Source organism: Xanthomonas rydalmerensis (genome assembly GCF_033170385.1).
Taxonomy (GTDB): domain Bacteria; phylum Pseudomonadota; class Gammaproteobacteria; order Xanthomonadales; family Xanthomonadaceae; genus Xanthomonas_A; species Xanthomonas_A rydalmerensis.
In genome coordinates, this window is the sequence record NZ_CP126170.1 from 1100335 (window position 1) to 1118716 (window position 18382).

The following is an 18382-nucleotide window of genomic DNA, read 5'->3' on the forward strand; positions in this document are numbered from 1 at the left end:
TCAGTTGCGCTCGTAGAAGTCGCTGCGGCCGCCGGGCTGGCGCTTGAAGCGGCGGTGGATCCACAGATACTGCGCCGGCGCCTCGCGCACCATCGCCTCGATGGCGGCGTTGACCCGCGCGGTGTCGGCGACCATGTCCTCCGACGGGAACTGCTCCAGCGGCGGCGCGATGCGCAGCACGTAGTCGGCGCCTTCGCGACGGTGGAAATACGGCACCACCGCGCAGCCGGTCAGCCGCGCCAACTGATGGGTGGCGGTGATGGTGGCCGCGGGCATGCCGAAGAACGGCACGAACACCGTGTCCTTGCCGCGCATGTCCTGGTCCGGGGCGTACCACAGGAAGCCGCCGCGCTTGAGATGGCGCACGCTGCCGCGCAGGTCTTCGTTGGCGAACATGGCGGTGGCGTAGCGCAGGCGGCCGCGCTTGACCGCCCATTCGAACACCGGATTGCGGTGGCGGCGGTACATCCCGGCCAGCGGCACGTACTGGCACAGCAGCCGGCCGCAGATCTCCAGGGTCATGAAGTGGCCGGACACCAGCAACACGCCACGGCCCTGCGCCTGCAGCGTCTGCAGGTGTTCCAGGCCCTCGATGCGGGTGCGCCGGCGAATCGCACCGATCCCGCCCCACCAGGCGCGGGCGAACTCGAACACGCCCACGCCCAGCGCATCGAAGCTGTCGCGCAGCAGGCGTTCGCGCCAGGCCTCGCTCTGCTCCGGGAAGCACAGTTTCAGGTTCACCTCGGCGGCATGGCGGCGGGTACCGGCCAGGCGCAGCGCCAGCCAGCCGATGCCGCGGCCCAGGGCGCGCTGCAACAGCCAGGGCAGACGCGCGGCGATCACCGCCAGGCCGAGCAGCAGCCAGGTGAGCCAGTGGCGGGGCGAGCGCGGCGGCGGTGCGGCCTGGGTGGCGGACGCGGGCGGAGTGGGGGCGGCAGACATGCGCCAAGTTTAGCCGGGCACGCGCACGACCGCGTCGGTGCTTCCGTGGTGGGCATGTCGATCGTCTGCCGCCGGCCGCATGCAACCGGCTATGCTGTCCGGATGCGCAACGATTTCATCGAGCGGCTGCTGCGCGGCCTGTACTCGGCCGTGCTCTATCTGCTGCTGCCGGTCACCGTCTACCACCTGGTCTGGCGCGGTTTCCGCGTGCGCCAGTACTTCCAGCGCTGGGACGAGCGCTACGCCTCGTATGCGCAGGCGTGCGGCCGCCCGCGGGTGTGGCTGCATGCGGTCTCGGTGGGCGAGGTCAACGTCGCCGCGCCGGTGGTCAATGCGCTGCGCGCGCAGCGCCCGGACATCCGTTGGGTGATCACCACCATCACCCCGACCGGCTCGGAGCGGGTGCGCGCGCTTTGGGGCGACGCCCTGGACCACGTGTATCTGCCCTACGATGTGCCCGGCAGCGTCGGCCGCTTCCTGCAGCATTTCCGCCCCAGCCTGGCGCTGATCCTGGAGACCGAGCTGTGGCCGAACATGCTGTTCGGCTGCCGCGACCGCGGCATTCCGGTGTACGTGCTCAATGCGCGGCTGTCGGCGCGTTCGCTGCGCGGCTACCGGGTGCTGCGGCCGTTGATCGGGCGCGCCTTGCGCACCGTCACCTGCGTGGCGGCGCAATCGCAGGAGGATGCCGAGCGCTTCGTGGCGCTGGGCGCGCGCGCCGAGCAGGTGCGTGCGCTGGGCAACCTGAAGTTCGATATCGCCGCGCCTGCGCACCTGCCCGACGTTGTCGCGGCGTTCCGCGAGCGCGTGCCGGCGACGCGTCCGGTGTGGATCGCCGCCAGCACCCACGATGGCGAGGAAGCGGCGGTGATCGAGATGCACCGGCAACTGCGTCGGCAGTGGCCGGACCTGCTGCTGCTGTGGGCGCCGCGGCATCCGGAGCGCTTCGCCAAGGTCGAGGCGCTGGCGCGCGACCAGGGCTGGCGCGTGGCCACGCGCCGCCAGCAGCAGTGGCCGGGCGCCGACGATGCGGTATTCGTGATCGACACGCTGGGCGAGCTGATGGGCTTCTACGCCTGCGCCCAGGTGGCCTTCGTCGGTGGCAGCCTGCAGCCGATCGGCGGGCACAATCTGCTGGAGCCGGCCGCGGTCGGTACGCCGTCGGTTACCGGTCCGCACCTGCACAACTTCTCCGAGATCTCGCGGCGCATGCGCGAAGCCGGCGCGGTGGCCATCTGCGAGGATGCCGGCGCCGTGTGCGCGGCGCTGCAGAGCCTGCTGGCCGACGCCGAGGCGCGCAAGCGCATGGCCGAGGCCGGCTGCGCGCTGGTCGCCAACGGCCGCGGCGCATTGCAGCGGACCCTGCAGCTGATCGCGCCGCATCTGCCGCCGTTGGCGGACGACGCGGGCGCGCAGGAGTAGCGCGCCGGCGCGTCGAGATGTACGCGCCTGGAGGAGCGCCTGCAGACGGGCAGAAGCCCCCTTGTGGGAGCGACTTCAGTCGCGACGCATGACACTCTGCGTTGGCACATTCCGTCCAGCCCACCGCGCACCGCGTCGGGACTGAAGTCCCTCCCACAGTGAGCTTCCGGATCATTGCGCCATTGCACAGGATGGCGTTCGCTGCGCCACATAGGATGGTTCGACGCAACATGGCGCATATCGCAGTGCGATGCGCACACGTGTAGGAGCGGCTTCAGCCGCGACGAGGCGTTATCGGTAGCGCTTCGTCGCGGCTGAAGCCGCTCCTACGAATGACATTCGTCGTTACTCGAGGTGCCCTTCAAGTTGCGACGCATGGCACTCGCCGCCCCTCTCATCCCACCGCGCACCGCGTCGGGACTGAAGTCCCTCCCACAGGGGAGCTTCCGCGAAGCCTTACCCAATACAAAAACGGCGGACCCGAAGGCCCGCCGTTCTGGCAGCAAGCGCGTGTGCGTGCGCTTACTGCGTGCTGTTGGCCGAGTTGAGCTTGGATTCGGCGCTCTGGGTCAGCAGCGCGTTGATCGACTGCACCTCGGCCACGTCCAGCGAGCCGAGCGCCTGGCTCAGCAGCAGGCGGTTCTGCAGGAAGTTGTAGCGCGCCTGCGCGTAGGCCAACTGCGCCTGGTACAGGGTGCGCTGGTTCTGCACCACGTCCAGCACGGTGCGGGTGCCCACTTCCAGGCCGACCTGCGAGGCGTCGAACGCGGCCTGCGCCGAGACCACCGCCAGGCGCCGCGCCTCGATCTCGCTGATCCCGGCCACCACCGTCTGGTAGGCGTTGCGGGTGTTGCGGTCGAGCGCGCGCTTCTGCAGTTCGTAGGTGTCCTGGGCGATGTCGCGTTGCGCCAGGGCCTGGCGCACGCCCGACTGGGTGGCGCCGCCGGCGAAGATCGGGATGTTCAAGGTCAGGCCGATGGTGTTGCTGTCGGCGCGCGGCGTGCTGCCGCTGCCGGAGACGCTGTCGCCCCAGTTCGCGTCGCGGCCGGCGCTGGCCGACAGGCTCAGCGTCGGCAGGTGCCCGGCGCGCGCCGCCGACACGCTGGCTTCGGCTGCCTGCACCTGGTACTGGTAGGAACGCAGCGACGGGTTCTTGTCCAGCGCCGAGGCGATCAGGCTGTCGATGTCGCCGCCGGTGGCCGGCAGCTGCGGGCGGAAGTCCTCCGGCAGGCCGCGCAGGTCGCGCACCGGCTGACCGGTGATCTCGGTCAAGGCCTGGTACAGGTCCTGCAGCGAGTTGCGCGCGGTGATCGTGTCGGCGCGGGCCTGGTCGTACTCGGCGCGCGCTTCGTGCACGTCGGTGATCGGCGCCAGGCCCACTTCCAGGCGCTTGTCGGCGTAGTCGAACTGCTTCTTGGCGGCGGCTTCGTTGGTCTCGGCGGCGACCAGCGATTCGATCGCCACCAGCACGTTGAAGTAGGCCGCCGAGGTGCGCACGATCAGGTCGTCGTTGGCCGAGTCCAGGGTGTAGTCGGCGGCCAGGCTGCGCGCCTTCTGCGCACGCAGGTTGGAGAACTGCGCGAAGTTGACCAGGGTCTGCTGGCCCTGCACGGCATAGCTGCGGCTCTTGCCGGTGCCGGCCAGTTCGCCGCCGCCGCGCTCGACTTCGCTATGGTTGCGCTGCAGCGACGCGCTGCCGTTGATCTGCGGCAGCAGGGCGGCGCGCGCCTGCACCTCGCCTTCCTTGTCGTACAGCCGGGTCGATTCCGCGGTGGCCAACTGCGGGTCGCTGTTGCGGGCCATTTCGTAGACTTGCAGCAGGTCCGTGGCGTTGGCAGCCAGCGGAGACAGCGCGGCGGCCAGCGCCAGGACGAGGGATCGGCGGATCATTGCGGCTTCCTTGATGGATCAGAATGTGAACTGGGGGACTGGCGCTGCGCCTCGCAGGTAGTACGCCAGGTCGGTTTCGAACAGCGATTCCGTGCGCGGCGCGCCGGCCTCGGCATGCACCAGCACCGCGTCCATGACCGGCGCGCGGCCGCGGATCGCGAACAGGCGACCGCCGGGGCGCAGCCAGGCCAGGAACTGGGCCGGGATCTCGGTGACCGCGGCGGTGACGCAGACCACGTCGAAGCGGCGCTCGCTGTTCCAGGCGAAGGCGTCGGCGGTCTCGATGCGAACGTTGCTGCCCAGGCCGGCGGCATCCAGGTTGGCGCGCGCAGCGGCGGCCAGGGCCGGTTCGATCTCCAGGCTGACCACTTCGCGGCCGAGCTCGCCCAGGCAGGCGCTGACGAAGCCGCTGCCGGTGCCGATCTCCAGCACGTCCTCGCCCGGCTGCAGGTCCAGGGCCTGCAGCATGCGGCCTTCGATGACCGGCTTCATCATGTACTGGCCGTGGCCCAGCGGAATTTCCAGGTCGGCGTAGGCCACGGCGCGGTGGGCCGGCGGCACGAAGGTCTCGCGCGGCAGCCGCGACAGCACGTCGAGCACGCGCAGGTCCAGCACGTCCCAGGGACGGACCTGCTGTTCCACCATCTTTTCGCGGGCTTGGGAGTAGTCGATCGTCATTTCGGGCATCCAACGCGGAGGGCCGGGCATTTTAGCCGGCACGGAGGCCGGGCGTATGCCGCAGCATCGCCGCCGGGCGCCCCGGCGCGCAGTGCCGGAAGTCATCGGGGTGGGCGGACGGCGCCGCGGCCGGGCTAGCGCGGCGCATAGGCGCGCAGGAAGAAGTCGATGCTGGCCTCGACATGGGCGCGGATCCGGTCCTGGCCGGCATCGCGGCACAGGCCGCACATCATCAGCGAGTACAGCTCGCCCTTGACCAGGCAGAAGAACTGCGAGGCGGCCAGGTTCAGGTCGGCGATGTCCAGTTCGCCGGCGGCGACGTGGGCCTGCAACAACGTCGCCAGGTCCTGCTGGGTGCGCTTGGGGCCGGCGTTCCAGAACATCTCGCGGACGTGGTCGTCGCCGGTGCCGGGGGTCAGCATCATGCGGTGGGTGGCCATCGCCGCCTCGCTGCTGATCATGGCGAAGAAGGCCAGGCCGATCTCCACCAGCTGCGTGCGCAGCGGCCCTTTCAGCGCGTGCCCGAACAGGTCGTCGGGCAGCAGCGCCTGGCATTGCGCGCGCACCGCCTCGGCGAACAGGGTTTCCTTGTCGCCGTAGTGGCTGTAGACGGTGAGCTTGGAGACGCCGGCGCGGGCGGCGATGCCGTCCATGCTGACGCCGCCGAAGCCCAGTTCGGTGAACATCTCCCGTGCCGCCTCCAGGATCGCGGCGCGTTTGCCCATGTCCTTGGGGCGGCCGGGCCCGGCGGGACGCGAGGAGGATTTGGCGGAGACGGCGGGCGATTTGCTGACCATGGCGGCAATACTAGACCAGTCGGTTCGATATTTATACTAGACCCATGGGTTCATTATTGTGACGGTGCGTCCGGCCGGCGTCGCGCAGGGGCCAGGCGTGCGCTCGGTGGCCTCGCGCGCCTGGCCTGGACGACTCCAAGCCGTCAGGAAGTCCCTGACATCGGCAGCGAACAGGCGGTGATAGATTAGTCAACTGCCCACAGGGGGTGCCGCGCGCCGTAGCCGGTGTGATTCGGAAAGGGATGGAACAGGGGGATCGGCGTCACGGTAGTCGCGACGGTGCGCATGCGCTGCGTCACCGCGTGGGTGTGATGTTGTGCCTGTTACTGGCGCTGTGTTGCGCCAGCACCGCCACGCGCGCCGCCGAGCCGGCCGCGCCGCTGACCGAGCGCACCGTGCTCGACCGCCCGGTGATCGCGCGCTGGACCATGGAAGAAGGGCTGCCGCACAACCTGGTGCACGCGCTGGCGCAGGACCGCGACGGCATGATCTGGGTCGGCACCTGGGAGGGCGTGGCGCGCTTCGACGGCCGCGCCTTCACCGTGTTCGATCGTCAAAACACTCCCGGCATGGAGCTGTCGGGGGTGTTCGCGCTGCTCGCCGAAGCCGATGGCGGCATGCTGGTCGGCACCGCCTACGACGGCGTGTTCCGCTACGCCGCCGGGCGCTGGGAGCATCTGGGCGATGCGCGCGCGCAGCGGCTGCGGGTCACCACGATGCTGCGCGATGCCGACGGCGGGTTGTGGGTGGGCAGCGAGGACGGCCTGTTCCGGATCGAGGCCGACGGGCGCCTGGTCGACGCCGGCGCTGCCGCGGGGCTGGGCAGGACCCGTATCGCCGCGCTGCTGCGTTACCGCGATGCGGTGTTGGTGGGCACCCCGCAGGGACTGTTCCGGCTGACCGCGCACGCCACGCGGGCGCAGCGCTGGGGCGCGGCGGCGATGCGCACGGCGTCGATCCGGCGCCTGACCCCCGACCGCCATGGCGGCCTGCTGGTGGCCAGCGACGAGGGCGTGTTCTGGCTCGGCGGCAACGGCGGCCTGCAATGGCTGCGGCGCGGCCAGCGCGTCGATGCGGCGCTGCAGGACCAGGACGGCCAGTTGTGGATGAGCCTGTCCAGCGGGCAACTGCTGCGGCGCGACTCCAACGGCGCCAGCGAGGAGGTGCTGTCGATCTCCGGCGTGGTCAGCCCGGCGCTGATCGAGGACCGCGAGGGCCTGGTGTGGGCCGGCAGCACCGACGGCCTGTTCCGTGTCGCCAAGGGCGACGCCGGCGGCCTGACCCGCCAGGACGGACTCGGCAGCGACTATGTGCGCGTGGTCCAGCAGAACGCCGACGGCACGATCTGGATCGGCCATGCCGCCGGCCTGGATCGCTGGCAGGGCGGCCGCATCCGCCCGCTGCGGCTGAGCGAGCGCCCGGGCCGCGATCCGTCGGTGCTGGCGTTGGCTGCGGCCCGCGACGGCGGCATGTGGGTGGGCACCTACGACCAGGGCGTGCTGCTGCTGGCGGCGGATGGCACGATCCGGCAACGCCTGGGCGTGGCTGCGGGCGTGCCGCGGAGCATGGTGCGCGCGCTGCTGGCCGATGCCGACGGCGGCCTGTGGATCGGCGGCAACGAAGGACTGCTGTATCGCAAGGGCGATCGCACGCGGACCTACGGCACCGCCGACGGCCTGCCCGGGCGGCAGGTACAGACGCTGTACCGCGATCACACCGGCGTGTTGTGGATCGGCACCAACCAGGGCATCGCCACGCTCGCGGCCGACGGCACGTTGCAGGCGCGGCCGAGCGGGCATGGCTTTCCGGCGCAGAACGCCTTCGACTTTCTCGAAGATGCCGACGGCACCCTGTGGGTCGCCAGCGACCGCGGCCTGCTGCGGCTGCGCGACGGGCAATGGCGCATCTACGACCACAGCGTCGGCTTGCCGCGCGACAAGCTGTTCCGGCTGCTCGACGACGGCAACGGCAACCTGTGGGCGAACAGTAATCGCGGCGTGCTGCGCATCGCGCGCGCGCGCCTGGCGGAACTGGACGCCGGCCAGCGCAGCACGCTGGCGGTGGACGTGGTCGACCGCAGCGACGGCATGCCCGGCGGCCAGGGCAACGGCAGCAGCGCGCCGGCCGGCTGGCGCAGCCGCGACGGGGTGCTGTTGATCCCCACTTCGGCCGGGCTGGCGCTGATCGATCCGGCGCTGCCGAGCCGGCGCAATGTGCGTGCGCCGCCGCTGGTGATCTCCCGTGTGCAGGTGGATGGTGTGGCGCAGCCGCTGCGCGGCGATTATCGCCTGCCCGGCGGCGTCGCCCGGCTCGCGATCGGCTATGCCGGGCTGAGCTTCCGCTCGCCGGACAAGGTGCGCTACCGCTACCGCCTGCAGGGATTCGATCGGCAGTGGGTCGACGCCGGCAGCAGCGAGGAAGCGGTCTACACCAACCTGCCTTCGGGCAGTTACCGCCTGGACGTGCAGGCGATGAGCAGCCCGCTGGACTGGTCGCGCAGCGAACGCATCGGCAGCGCCTCGCTGCGCCTGCAACTGGTGCCGCCGTTCTGGGAACGCTGGCCGTTCGTGATGCTGGTGGCGCTGTGCGTGACCGGCCTGCTCCTGTGGTGGTACCGCGGCCGCAGCTATCGCTACCGGCGCCGCCAGCGCCGGCTCAACACCATCATCGCCGAGCGCACCCACGAACTGAAGGCGAAGAATCTGGCGTTGAAGCTGGCCAACCTCGAACGCGAGGACCTGGTGCGCAAGCTCGCCTACCAGGCCGGACACGACGCGCTCACCGGCCTGCCCAACCGGCGCACCGGCGATCCCTATCTCAACTCGGCGCTGGAGCGGGCGTTGGCCACGCGCTCGCCGTTGTGCGTGGCGCTGCTGGACATCGACCACTTCAAGAAGATCAACGACGCCTACGGCCACGAGATCGGCGACGAGGTACTGCGCCGGGTCGGCGAGGCACTGCGCGCCAGCCTCGGCGAGCAGGCCTTTGCCGCGCGCCACGGCGGCGAGGAGTTCCTGCTGGTGCTGCCGGGCCTGGATCAGGAACAGGCACGCGCGCGCCTGGACGCGCTGCGCGCGCACCTGGCCGAGCTGGTGCTGCACGACGACGACGGAAGCGCGGTGTGCTTCACCGCCAGCATCGGCTTCGCCTGCCTGTCGCCGACCCTGCGCACCCGCCGCGACCTGCTGGTGCAGGCCGACAAGCGCCTGTACCAGGCCAAGCGCGAGGGGCGCGATCGGGTGATCGGCTAGGTCGCTGCAGCGGCACAGACGCCGCACGTCGTCCGCGCGTTGTGCCGCTGCGGCAACGAGCAGACGCGGCGGTCGGCCATGCGACTGCGCAGACCTGCGTGTGGAGTGAAGGCGCAGGCGCCAAGCAGGCGCGGCGAACAGAGGGGCATTCCGCACCCGCCGCATCGTTGCGGCGGGCAGGAGGTGGTCGGCGCCGGTGCTCCGCCGCGGATCAGCCTTGCAGGTGCTGCAACACCGCCTGGGTAGCGGCCTCGGTGGAGATGCCCTGGCCGGGCGCGGCGAGATCGGCGGTGAACGCCTTTGCGTCGAGTGCGGCATTGACGGCCTGCTCGATCGCCGCCGCTTCGGCTTCCAGGCCCAGCGAGTGACGCAGCAGCAGCGCCGCGCTGAGGATGGTCGCGTAGGGATTGGCGATGCCCTTGCCGGCGATGTCCGGCGCCGAGCCGTGGATGGGCTCGTACAGGCCGATGCGGCCTTCGCCCAGCGAGGCCGACGGCAGCAGCCCCAGCGAGCCGGCCAGCATCGACGCTTCGTCGGTGAGGATGTCGCCGAACATGTTCTCGGTGACGATCACGTCGTACTCGCGCGGCTTGGCCAGCAGGTGCATGGCCATCGAATCGACCAGTTGGTGTTCCAGGCGCACGTCCGGGAATTCCTCGCGGCCGATCCGCGCGGCGACGTCGCGCCACAGCCGCGAGGTCTCCAGCACGTTGGCCTTGTCCACCGAGACGACGTGGTTGCGGCGCTGCTGGGCCAGCCGGAACGCGCTGCGCAGCACCCGCTCGATCTCCGCGACGGTGTAGCGGCACAGGTCGCTGGCGTCGCTGGGGCTGCGGGTCTTGTCGCCGAAATAGATGCCGCCGGTCAGTTCGCGCACCACCACGATGTCCACGCCCTGCAGCAGGTGCGGCTTGATCGGCGATGCGTCCAGCGCCGCCGGATGCGGCTTGACCGGACGCAGGTTGGCGAACAGGCCCAGGCCGCGGCGGATCGCCAGCAGGCCCTGCTCGGGGCGCACCTTGGCGTTGGGATCGGACCACTTCGGCCCGCCGACCGCGCCCAGCAGCACCGCGTCGGCGCCCTGGCAGGCGGTCAGCGTGGCTGCCGGCAGCGGTTCGCCGTGGCGGTCGATGGCGATGCCGCCGATGTCGTGTTCGTGGAACTGGAAGTCGTGGCCGTGGCGCGCAGCGACGGCGCGCAGCACCGCGACCGCGGCGGCGGCGACTTCCGGACCGATGCCGTCGCCGGGCAGGACGACGATGTCAGCGTGCATGGGTGGCCTCGTAGCGTTCGATGTCGGGTTGACGCAGCAACAGATAGCCCATCTCGTCCACGCCCTCGAGCAGGCAGGTCTGCGAGAACGCATCGAGCGGGAAGGCGTAGACGCGGCCGTCGGGCGTGCGCAGCTCGCGCGCGGCCACGTCCACGGTCAATTCGTCGTCCGGCCGCTGCATCAGCGTCTGCACGTCGTCCTCGGCCAGCACGATCGGCACCAGGCCGTTCTTGAGGCTGTTGTTGCGGAAGATGTCGGCGATCTCGCTGCTGACGATGGCGCGCAGGCCCAGGTCGGTCAGCGCCCACGGCGCGTGCTCGCGCGAGGAGCCGCAGCCGAAGTTGCGCCCGGCCAGCAGGATCTGGCGGCCGGCGTTGTGCGCCTGGTTGAAGGCGAACTCCGGGTTCGGCGTGCCGTCGGCCTGCCAGCGCCAGTCGTTGAAGGCGTGGCGGCCGAGGCCGGCGCGTTCGGTGGTGGACAGGAACCGCGCCGGGATGATCTGGTCGGTGTCGATGTTGGTCTGGCGCAGCACCACGCTGCGCGAGGTGAGGGTGGCGAAGCCGGCCATCACGGGGTCTCCTGGGAAGCGACGGAGTCGGGGGCGGGCGCCGCCGCGGCGTCGGCCGCCGGCGGCAGTGCCGCGGGGGGCGCGTGCGGCGGCAGCAGCGGCTTGTGGCGGTGCGCGAAGGCGCGGGTGGTGGCGGCGATGAAGGTCAGGGTGGCGGCGAACGCGCCGATGTGCGAGGTCATGCCGCGCTCTCCACCGCGCCGGCGAACAGCGCGCGCGGATCGCTGACCTGGCCGTTCACTGCGGCCCAGGCTGCGGTCAGCGGCGAGGCGAGCAGGGTGCGCGAGCCCGGGCCCTGGCGGCCCTCGAAGTTGCGGTTGCTGGTGCTCACCGCCAGTTGCCCCGGTGCCACCAGGTCGCCATTCATGGCGATGCACATCGAGCAGCCGGACTCGCGCCATTCCGCACCGGCCGCGCGCACCACTTCATGGATGCCCTCGGCCTCGGCCTGGCGCTTGACGATCTCCGAGCCCGGCACCACCAGCATGCGCACGTGCGGCGCCACCTTGCGGCCGCGCAGCACCTGCGCCACGGCGCGCATGTCGCTGAGCCGGCCGTTGGTGCAGGAACCGACGAACACCACGTCCACCGGCGTGCCGATCAGCGCGTGCCCGGCTTCCAGGTGCATGTAGTTCAGGCCCTTCTGCGCCGCCGGATCCTGCGCGGCCGGGATCGGCACGTCCACCGCGATCGCGGTGCCGGGGTGGGTGCCCCAGGTCAGGGTCGGGCGGATGTCGCGCGCGTCGATGCGCACCTCGGCGTCGAAGCGCGCGTCGGGATCGCTGCGCAGCTGCGACCAGCGCTGCACGGCGGCGTCGAAGTCGGCCCCCTTGGGCCCGCGCGGGGTCTTGGCGACCCAGTCGAAGGTGACCTGGTCCGGCGCGACCATGCCGGCGCGCGCGCCGGCCTCGATCGACATGTTGCACAGGGTCATGCGCTGTTCCATGTCCATCGCTTCGATGGTCGAACCGCGGTACTCCAGCACGTGACCGGTGCCGCCGTTGACCCCGATCACGCCGATGATGTGCAGGATCACGTCCTTGGCGCCGACGCCCGGCGCCAGCGGCCCGTCGACGGTGATCGCCATGGTCCTGGCCTTGCGCTGCAGCAGGCACTGCGTGGCCAGCACGTGGCCGACCTCGCTGGTGCCGATGCCGAACGCCAGCGCGCCGAACGCGCCATGCGTGGAGGTGTGGCTGTCGCCGCAGACGATGGTCATGCCGGGCTGGGTGAAGCCCTGCTCCGGCGCGATCACGTGGACGATGCCGCGGTTGTCCGAGCCCATGTCGAACAGTTCGATGCCGTAGTCGGCGCAGTTGCGCGCGAGCATGTCCACCTGCGCCTCGGAGGCCGGGGTGTAGTACGGCAGCTTGCCGTCGGCGCCGCGCGGCAGGGTCGGCGTGGAGTGGTCCATCGTCGCCTTGGTGCGGTCCGGCCGGCGCGGTTTCAGGCCGCGCGCCTTGAGCTCGGTGAACGCCTGCGGCGAGGTCACTTCGTGGATCAGGTGCAGGTCGATGTACAGCACCGCCGGGGCGGCGGCGCTTTCGGGGACGACGACGTGCGCGTCCCACAGCTTGTCGTACAGGGTGCGGGGAGTGGCGGACATTGCGGAACTACCTGGCAGGAAAGCTGGGCGGGGAAGGGGAGCGAAGGCGAGCGTGCACGACGACGATGACCGCGGCGTGGCGGCTCAGGCCAGTGCGTCGGCGGCGCCGACCGGCGCGCCCTGGCGCTGGCGCAGCACGCGGTTGGCCACGTCCAGCCAGGCCAGCGCGCTGGCCTCGATGATGTCGCGGCTGGTGCCGGTGCCGTCGTATTCGATGTCGCCGTGGCGCACGCTGAGATTGGCCTCGCCGCGCGCGTCGGCGCCGATGCCGACGCTGTGCACCTGGTAGCTGTCCAGCACCAGTTGCACGCCGGTGGCGGCCGACAGCGCGGCGAACAGCGCGTCCACCGGGCCGTCGCCCTCGGCGCGCTCGCTGACCCGCTGGCCGTCCGGATCGGACAGTTCGACCTGCGCGCTGGCGCGCTGGCCGCGATCGCTGACGGTCATCGACGACAGCCGGTAGCCCTGGCTCTCCGGTGCGTCCTGCATCATCGCCTGCAGGTCGGCGTCGTTGACCACGCGCTGCTGTTCGCACAGCGCCTTGAAGGCGTCGAAGGCGATGTTCAGTTCGGCCTCGTCCAGCACGTAGCCCAGCGCGCGCAGGCGCTGCTCGACCGCGGCGCGGCCGCTGTGGCGGCCCAGCACCATCTGCGAGGACTCCCAGCCCACGTCTTCCGGGCGCATGATCTCGTAGGTGCCGCGGTGACGCAGCATGCCGTGCTGGTGGATGCCCGATTCGTGGGCGAAGGCGTTGCCGCCGACGATCGCCTTGTTGCGCTGTACCGGCATGCCGACCAGGCGCTGCAGCAACTGCGAGGTGGCGACGATGCGCGGCGTGTTGATCGCGGTGTCCAGTTCGTAGAACGCGTTGCGCACCTTCAGTGCCATGGCGATCTCTTCCAGCGCGCAGTTGCCGGCGCGCTCGCCGACGCCGTTGATGGTGCATTCCACCTGCCGTGCGCCGCCTTCCACCGCGGCCAGCGAGTTGGCCACGGCCAGGCCCAGGTCGTTGTGGCAGTGCGCGCTGAACACCACCCGGTCGGCGCCGGGGACGCTGGCGATGATCCGAGAGAACATGCCGCGGATCTCTTCCGGGGTGGTGAAGCCGACCGTGTCGGGCAGGTTGATGGTGGTGGCGCCGGCAGCGATCGCCACGCTGGCGACCTCGGCCAGGAAATCCTCCTCGGTGCGGGTGGCGTCCTCGGCCGAGAACTCCACGTCGTCCACGTACTGGCGCGCCAGCGACACGTGCTTGCGCACGGACTCCAGCACCTGCTCGCGGCTCATCCGCAGCTTGTGCTCGCGGTGCAGCGGGCTGGTCGACAGGAACACGTGCAGGCGCGGATTGGCCGCCGCTTCCAGCGCCCGGGCCGAGGTCTCGATGTCGGCGGTCAGGCAACGCGACAGCACCGCCAGGGTCGGCGTGCGCAGCTCGCGGCCGATCAATGCCATCGCCTCGCGGTCGGACTGCGAGCTGGCCGGGAAGCCGGTCTCGATGATGTCCACGCCCAGCTCGGCCAGGGCGCGCGCCATCACCAGCTTCTGCGGCGGGGTCATGCTGCAGCCGGGGGATTGCTCGCCGTCGCGCAGGGTGGTGTCGAAAATGCGGATGCGGGGGGTCTGGGAAGAAACGGAAGTGTTCACCAGATGGGTTCCTCTACGGCGGCGGTGGCTTGCGGATGGGGATGCGTGGGCGAGATGGTGCGGGCAGGAGCGGGTGGGGCGGGACGTTGGCTGCGAAGTCGCTCGGCGCTGCGGCGGCGCGGCTTGCGCGGCGGGCGCGGGCGCACCTCCGACAGCAGCGTCGCCAGCACGCCGGCGTCGATGTTGCCGCCGGACACCACCGCGCACTTGCGCTTGCCGGCGACGCGGCGCCCGGCCGCCAGGGCCAGCGCGCCGGCGCCCTCGGCGATGACGTGCTCCTCCAGCGCCAGGCGGACCAGCGTTTCGCGCAGTTCCGCCTCGCGCACGATCACCACGTCGTCGAGCAGGCTGGCGCACAGCCGGCGGGTGATGAACCCGGGGATTTTAACCTTGACGCCGTCGGCCAGGGTGGGCACCGGATCCACGGCGCGGACGTCGCCGCGGATCGCCCGCGCCATCGAATCCACGCCCTCGACCTGGGCGCCGACCACGCGCACGCCCTGCGAGCGCAGCGCCAGGGCCACGCCGGAGGCCAGGCCGCCGCCGCCGATCGGCACGATCACCACGTCCGGGGCGTGCGCGGCCAGCTCGATGCCGACGGTGCCCTGGCCGGCGATCACGTCCGGGTCGTCGAAGGCGGACAGGAAGCGGTAGCCGTTCTGCTCGGCCAGGTCTCGGGCGAAGGCGAAGGCCTCGTCGTAGCTGTTGCCGTGCTGGCGCACGGTGGCGCCCCAGTGGGCGACGCCGGCGATCTTGGTCTGCGGCGCGCCGTGCGGCATCACCGTGATCGCCTGCACGCCCAGGCGGTGCGCGGCCCAGGCCACGCCCTGCGCATGGTTGCCGGCGGAGGCGCAGATCACCGCCCGCTCGTCGCCGCGTTCCAGCCCGGCCAGCAGCGCGTTGAGCGCGCCGCGGACCTTGTAGGAGCCGGTGCGCTGCAGGTTTTCCAGCTTCAGCCAGACGCCGAAGCGCTCGGCGTAATGCACCGGCGTCGGCGAGAGATAGCGGCGCAGCCGCGCCTGCGCGGCCAGGACGTCGGCTACGCTGACGGCGACGTGGCCTACATCCGGCTCCTGCGCAGGGCGACCGGCGTCAGACATGGTGAAGCCGGGATTGGGGATTCGGGATTGGGGATTCGCAGCGGAAACCCCGGGTGCAGGCGAGAAGAAGCGACCTCCGTTGAAGAAGATGCCTCCGCATGGCAGCGCGGCGCTGGCGCGGCAGGACCGCCATGCACGTCGGCACGTCGGGGTGCGCGCCCAATCCCGAATCCCGACTCCCGAATCCCGGCGCCATCACGCTACGCCATCCAGCGCGGTCACGCGCACCGATTCGCAGTCGTAGACCTTTTCCATCTGCAGGCGCAGGGTCTCGCCGGGACGGTTGCCGTCCACGACCATTTGCAGGTGCCAGCGGCCGGCGTCCTCGGCCACCGGCGCGCCGCTGATCGAGATCGGCGCGAAACCGCGGCGTTCGGCCATGCCGATCGCGCGCAGCAGTGCGCCGTCGATCGGTTTCAGCACCAGGTCAAGCTGGTAACGCATGTGTCGTCTCCTGGCGCTGGGCAGCGGGATTGCTTTCCAGCATGGTGCTGTTGGCGGTGTTCGGCGGCACCAGCGGCCACACGTTGGCGCGGGCGTCGATGGCCACGTGCAGCAGCGCCGGGCCCGGCTGCGCCAGCAGTTCCGCCAGCGCGTCCTCGACCTGGCCGCGCGCGGTGATGCGCTTGGCCGGGATGCCGAACACCTGCGCCAGCGCGGCGAAATCCGGGTTGTCGGACAGGTCGATCTCGCTGTAGCGCTCGGCGAAGAACAGTTCCTGCCACTGCCTCACCATGCCCAGCGAACTGTTGTCCAGCAGCACGATCTTCACCGGCAGCTTGCAGCGGGCGATGGTCACCAGCTCCTGCACGTTCATCATGAAGCTGCCGTCGCCGCTGACCAGCACCACCGTGCGGTCCGGGCAGGCGAACTGCGCGCCCATCGCCGCCGGCAGGCCGAAGCCCATGGTGCCCAGCGCGCCGCTGGTCAGGTGGTTGCGCGGGTGGTTGAAGCGGCAGTGCTGGGCGACCCACATCTGGTGCTGGCCGACGTCGCAGGCGATCACCGTGTCGGCCGGGGCCAGTTCGCTCAGCCGCTTCAGCAGGCCGGGTGCGTAGATGTCCTGCCCGGGCGCGTCGTAGCGCGCGCCGAACTTCTCGCGATGGCCGACGCAGCGCGCGTGCCAGGCCTCGCAGGTGCTGGTCGCCGCGGCCAGCGCGCGCAGCGCCTGCGCCACGTCGCCGGGCACGGCGATGTCGGCCTGGCGCAGCTTGGAGATCTCGCAGGCGTCGGCGTCCAGGTGGATGACCCGCGCGAACGGTGCGAACTCGGCCAGCTTGCCGGTGGCGCGGTCGTCGAAGCGGGCGCCGACCACGATCAGCAGGTCCGACTCCTGCACCGCCATGTTGGCGGCGCGGGTGCCGTGCATGCCGAGCATGCCCAGGTAATGCGGATGTGCATGCGGCAGTGCGCCCAGGCCGCGCAGGGTCAGCACGGTGGGGATGCGGGTGGCCTCGACGAAGTGGCGGAACGCGTCCACCGCATCGCCCAGGGCGATGCCGCCGCCGCCGTAGATCACCGGCTTCTCGGCGCCGGCGATCGCCGCCAGCGCCTCGGCCAGCACCGCGTCCTGCGGCGCCGGCGGGGTCGGCACCGCGGCCGGCACGTGCGCGGGCAGATGCGAGGCATCGGCCAGCTGCACGTCCTTGGGCAGGTCGATCAGCACCGGGCCCGGACGGCCTTCGCGGGCGATGCGGAACGCGTCGCGCAGCACCTGCGGCAGGTCGTCCACGTGCCGCACCAGGAAGCTGTGCTTGACGATCGGCAGGGTCAGCCCGAACACGTCCAGTTCCTGGAACGCGTCGGTGCCCAACAGCGGCGTGGCGACCTGCCCGGTCAGGCAGATCATCGGCACCGAGTCGAGCATCGCATCGGCGATGCCGGTGACCAGGTTGGACGCGCCCGGGCCGGACGTGGCGACGCACACTCCGACCCGTCCGCTGGCGCGGGCGTAGCCGTTGGCGGCCAGCGCCGCGCCCTGCTCGTGGCGGACCAGGATGTGCTTGAGCTGGCTGTCTACCAGCGCGTCGTAGAACGGCATGATGGTGCCGCCCGGATAGCCGAACAGCGTGTCCACGCCTTCGGCTTCCAGGGCCTGCGTCAGCCAGCGCGCGCCGTTGCGGGGCGTGCCGTGAGCGGAGGTGTTCATACGGTGGCGACCTTTCGGTGGAAGCGGGTGGGGGAGCCGCGGATTACGCGGCCTTGGTGCCGCCGGCGGCCGGCGCGGCAGCGGCGTCGCCGTTGAGCCACACCATCTTGGCGCGCAGCTGCTTGCCGACCGTTTCGATGGGGTGGTCCAGGTCGGCCTGCTTGAACTTCTTGTAGTTCGGCAGGCCGGCTTCGTATTCGGCCACCCAGTTCTTGGTGAAGGTGCCGTTCTGGATGTCGGTCAGCACGTCGCGCATGCGCTCCTTGGTCGCCGCGTCGATCACCCGCGGGCCGCTGACGTAGTCGCCGTACTGCGCGGTCTCGGAGACGAACTCGAGCATGCGGGTGATGCCGCCTTCGTAGAACAGGTCGACGATCAGCTTCAGTTCGTGCAGCACTTCGTAGTAGGCGATTTCCGGCTGGTAGCCGGCTTCCACCAGCACTTCGAAGCCGGCCTGCACCAGCGACGAGGCGCCGCCGCACAGCACGGCCTGCTCGCCGAACAGGTCGGTCTCGGTCTCTTCCTTGAAGGTGGTCTTGATCAGGTTGGCGCGCGCGCCGCCCAGGCCGGCGGCGTACTCCAGCGCGAACTGCTCGGCCTTGCCGCTCTTGTCCTGGTACACCGCCCAGATGCACGGCACGCCACGGCCGATCTCGTATTCACGACGCACCAGCGCGCCCGGGCCCTTCGGCGCGACCAGCACCACGTCCAGGTCGGCGCGCGGCTTGATCATGTCGAAGTGCACGTTCAGGCCGTGCGCGAACAGCAGGCACGCGCCCTGCTTCATGTTCGGCGCCAGTACCTCCTCGTACAGCTTCTTCTGCACCATGTCCGGGGTCAGCACCGCGACCAGGTCGGCGTCCTTGACCGCCTCGGCTGGACTCTTCACCACGAAGCCGTCGGCCTGCGCCTTGGCTTCGGTCGGGCCACCGGCACGCAGGCCGACGGTGACGTCGAAGCCGGACTCGCGCAGGTTCAGCGCGTGCGCGCGGCCCTGGCTGCCGTAACCGACGATGGCGATCTTGGTGGTGGGCTGGGCGGAACTGGTCATGGGGCGGATGT

15 protein-coding genes are annotated in these 18382 nt (G+C 70.9%); 2 read left to right on the forward strand and 13 right to left on the reverse strand.

The genetic code is table 11. From position 1 onward, the window contains the following. Window positions 1–942 carry an LpxL/LpxP family Kdo(2)-lipid IV(A) lauroyl/palmitoleoyl acyltransferase gene (locus QN245_RS04610; RefSeq protein ID WP_317844683.1) on the reverse strand — a complete coding sequence of 314 codons (942 nt, stop codon included), beginning with the start codon at window positions 940–942 and terminating at the stop codon, window positions 1–3. Window positions 943–1044: 102 nt separating this feature from the next. On the opposite strand from QN245_RS04610, the gene waaA reads away from it, so the two are divergent. After that, window positions 1045–2364, forward strand: coding sequence for a lipid IV(A) 3-deoxy-D-manno-octulosonic acid transferase (gene waaA, locus QN245_RS04615; RefSeq protein WP_317844684.1), 1320 nt, complete (start codon window positions 1045–1047; stop codon window positions 2362–2364). A 522-nt stretch (window positions 2365–2886) separates the two neighbouring features. Here waaA and QN245_RS04620 read toward each other — a convergent pair. The 3 genes from QN245_RS04620 to QN245_RS04630 form a co-directional block, all read right to left on the reverse strand. Next, a complete protein-coding gene (locus tag QN245_RS04620; protein WP_160965270.1) occupies window positions 2887–4254 on the reverse strand; it encodes a TolC family outer membrane protein in 1368 nt (455 codons plus the stop codon). An 18-nt stretch (window positions 4255–4272) separates the two neighbouring features. After that, entirely contained in the window at window positions 4273–4932 is a 660-nt protein-coding gene (locus QN245_RS04625) for a protein-L-isoaspartate O-methyltransferase family protein (protein ID WP_160965272.1), read from the reverse strand. Window positions 4933–5066: 134 nt separating this feature from the next. Beyond that, window positions 5067–5729, reverse strand: a complete 663-nt coding sequence (locus tag QN245_RS04630; protein ID WP_184645272.1) for a TetR/AcrR family transcriptional regulator — start codon at window positions 5727–5729, stop codon at window positions 5067–5069. A gap of 242 nt (window positions 5730–5971) precedes the next feature. On the opposite strand from QN245_RS04630, the gene QN245_RS04635 reads away from it, so the two are divergent. Continuing rightward, window positions 5972–8980 (forward strand): diguanylate cyclase, encoded by a 3009-nt coding sequence (locus QN245_RS04635; protein ID WP_184447109.1) that lies wholly within the window; start codon window positions 5972–5974, stop codon window positions 8978–8980. A gap of 211 nt (window positions 8981–9191) precedes the next feature. Here QN245_RS04635 and leuB read toward each other — a convergent pair whose 3' ends face one another. The 9 genes from leuB to ilvC form a co-directional block, all read right to left on the reverse strand. Continuing rightward, on the reverse strand, window positions 9192–10253 hold the full coding sequence (gene leuB / locus QN245_RS04640) for a 3-isopropylmalate dehydrogenase (protein WP_167088036.1): 1062 nt from the start codon (window positions 10251–10253) through the stop codon (window positions 9192–9194). Further along, entirely contained in the window at window positions 10243–10821 is a 579-nt protein-coding gene (leuD, locus tag QN245_RS04645) for a 3-isopropylmalate dehydratase small subunit (protein ID WP_184447107.1), read from the reverse strand. Before leuD ends, leuB begins: the two co-directional genes overlap by 11 nt. Further along, a complete protein-coding gene (locus QN245_RS04650) occupies window positions 10821–11003 on the reverse strand; it encodes a hypothetical protein (protein WP_167088034.1) in 183 nt (60 codons plus the stop codon). The genes leuD and QN245_RS04650 overlap by 1 nt, the downstream gene beginning before the upstream one ends. Continuing rightward, complete coding sequence (leuC, locus tag QN245_RS04655) at window positions 11000–12427, reverse strand: 3-isopropylmalate dehydratase large subunit (protein WP_184447106.1); 1428 nt, start codon at window positions 12425–12427, stop codon at window positions 11000–11002. The genes QN245_RS04650 and leuC overlap by 4 nt, the downstream gene beginning before the upstream one ends. Window positions 12428–12511: 84 nt before the next feature. Next, complete coding sequence (locus tag QN245_RS04660; RefSeq protein WP_160965284.1) at window positions 12512–14071, reverse strand: 2-isopropylmalate synthase; 1560 nt, start codon at window positions 14069–14071, stop codon at window positions 12512–12514. Continuing rightward, a complete protein-coding gene (locus QN245_RS04665) occupies window positions 14068–15171 on the reverse strand; it encodes a threonine dehydratase (RefSeq protein ID WP_317844685.1) in 1104 nt (367 codons plus the stop codon). Before QN245_RS04665 ends, QN245_RS04660 begins: the two co-directional genes overlap by 4 nt. A 195-nt stretch (window positions 15172–15366) precedes the next feature. After that, window positions 15367–15615, reverse strand: a complete 249-nt coding sequence (locus QN245_RS04670) for an ACT domain-containing protein (RefSeq protein ID WP_184447105.1) — start codon at window positions 15613–15615, stop codon at window positions 15367–15369. Next, window positions 15599–17320 (reverse strand): acetolactate synthase 2 catalytic subunit, encoded by a 1722-nt coding sequence (gene ilvG, locus QN245_RS04675; protein WP_184447104.1) that lies wholly within the window; start codon window positions 17318–17320, stop codon window positions 15599–15601. Before ilvG ends, QN245_RS04670 begins: the two co-directional genes overlap by 17 nt. Before the next feature lie 43 nt (window positions 17321–17363). Beyond that, window positions 17364–18371, reverse strand: a complete 1008-nt coding sequence (ilvC, locus tag QN245_RS04680) for a ketol-acid reductoisomerase (RefSeq protein ID WP_184447103.1) — start codon at window positions 18369–18371, stop codon at window positions 17364–17366. Window positions 18372–18382: the final 11 nt, after the last annotated feature.

What these genes read in the sequence shown, in the direction of transcription:
- QN245_RS04610 (WP_317844683.1), bottom strand. Translation starts at nt 942, where the DNA reads ATGTCTGCCGCCCCCACTCCGCCCGCGTCCGCCACCCAGGCCGCACCG.
- ilvC (WP_184447103.1), bottom strand. Translation starts at nt 18,371, where the DNA reads ATGACCAGTTCCGCCCAGCCCACCACCAAGATCGCCATCGTCGGTTAC.
- QN245_RS04650 (WP_167088034.1), bottom strand. Translation starts at nt 11,003, where the DNA reads ATGACCTCGCACATCGGCGCGTTCGCCGCCACCCTGACCTTCATCGCC.
- QN245_RS04625 (WP_160965272.1), bottom strand. Translation starts at nt 4,932, where the DNA reads ATGACGATCGACTACTCCCAAGCCCGCGAAAAGATGGTGGAACAGCAG.
- leuD (WP_184447107.1), bottom strand. Translation starts at nt 10,821, where the DNA reads ATGGCCGGCTTCGCCACCCTCACCTCGCGCAGCGTGGTGCTGCGCCAG.
- QN245_RS04635 (WP_184447109.1), top strand. Translation starts at nt 5,972, where the DNA reads ATGGAACAGGGGGATCGGCGTCACGGTAGTCGCGACGGTGCGCATGCG.
- QN245_RS04670 (WP_184447105.1), bottom strand. Translation starts at nt 15,615, where the DNA reads ATGCGTTACCAGCTTGACCTGGTGCTGAAACCGATCGACGGCGCACTG.
- waaA (WP_317844684.1), top strand. Translation starts at nt 1,045, where the DNA reads ATGCGCAACGATTTCATCGAGCGGCTGCTGCGCGGCCTGTACTCGGCC.
- leuC (WP_184447106.1), bottom strand. Translation starts at nt 12,427, where the DNA reads ATGTCCGCCACTCCCCGCACCCTGTACGACAAGCTGTGGGACGCGCAC.
- ilvG (WP_184447104.1), bottom strand. Translation starts at nt 17,320, where the DNA reads ATGAACACCTCCGCTCACGGCACGCCCCGCAACGGCGCGCGCTGGCTG.
- QN245_RS04665 (WP_317844685.1), bottom strand. Translation starts at nt 15,171, where the DNA reads ATGTCTGACGCCGGTCGCCCTGCGCAGGAGCCGGATGTAGGCCACGTC.
- QN245_RS04620 (WP_160965270.1), bottom strand. Translation starts at nt 4,254, where the DNA reads ATGATCCGCCGATCCCTCGTCCTGGCGCTGGCCGCCGCGCTGTCTCCG.
- QN245_RS04630 (WP_184645272.1), bottom strand. Translation starts at nt 5,729, where the DNA reads ATGGTCAGCAAATCGCCCGCCGTCTCCGCCAAATCCTCCTCGCGTCCC.
- leuB (WP_167088036.1), bottom strand. Translation starts at nt 10,253, where the DNA reads ATGCACGCTGACATCGTCGTCCTGCCCGGCGACGGCATCGGTCCGGAA.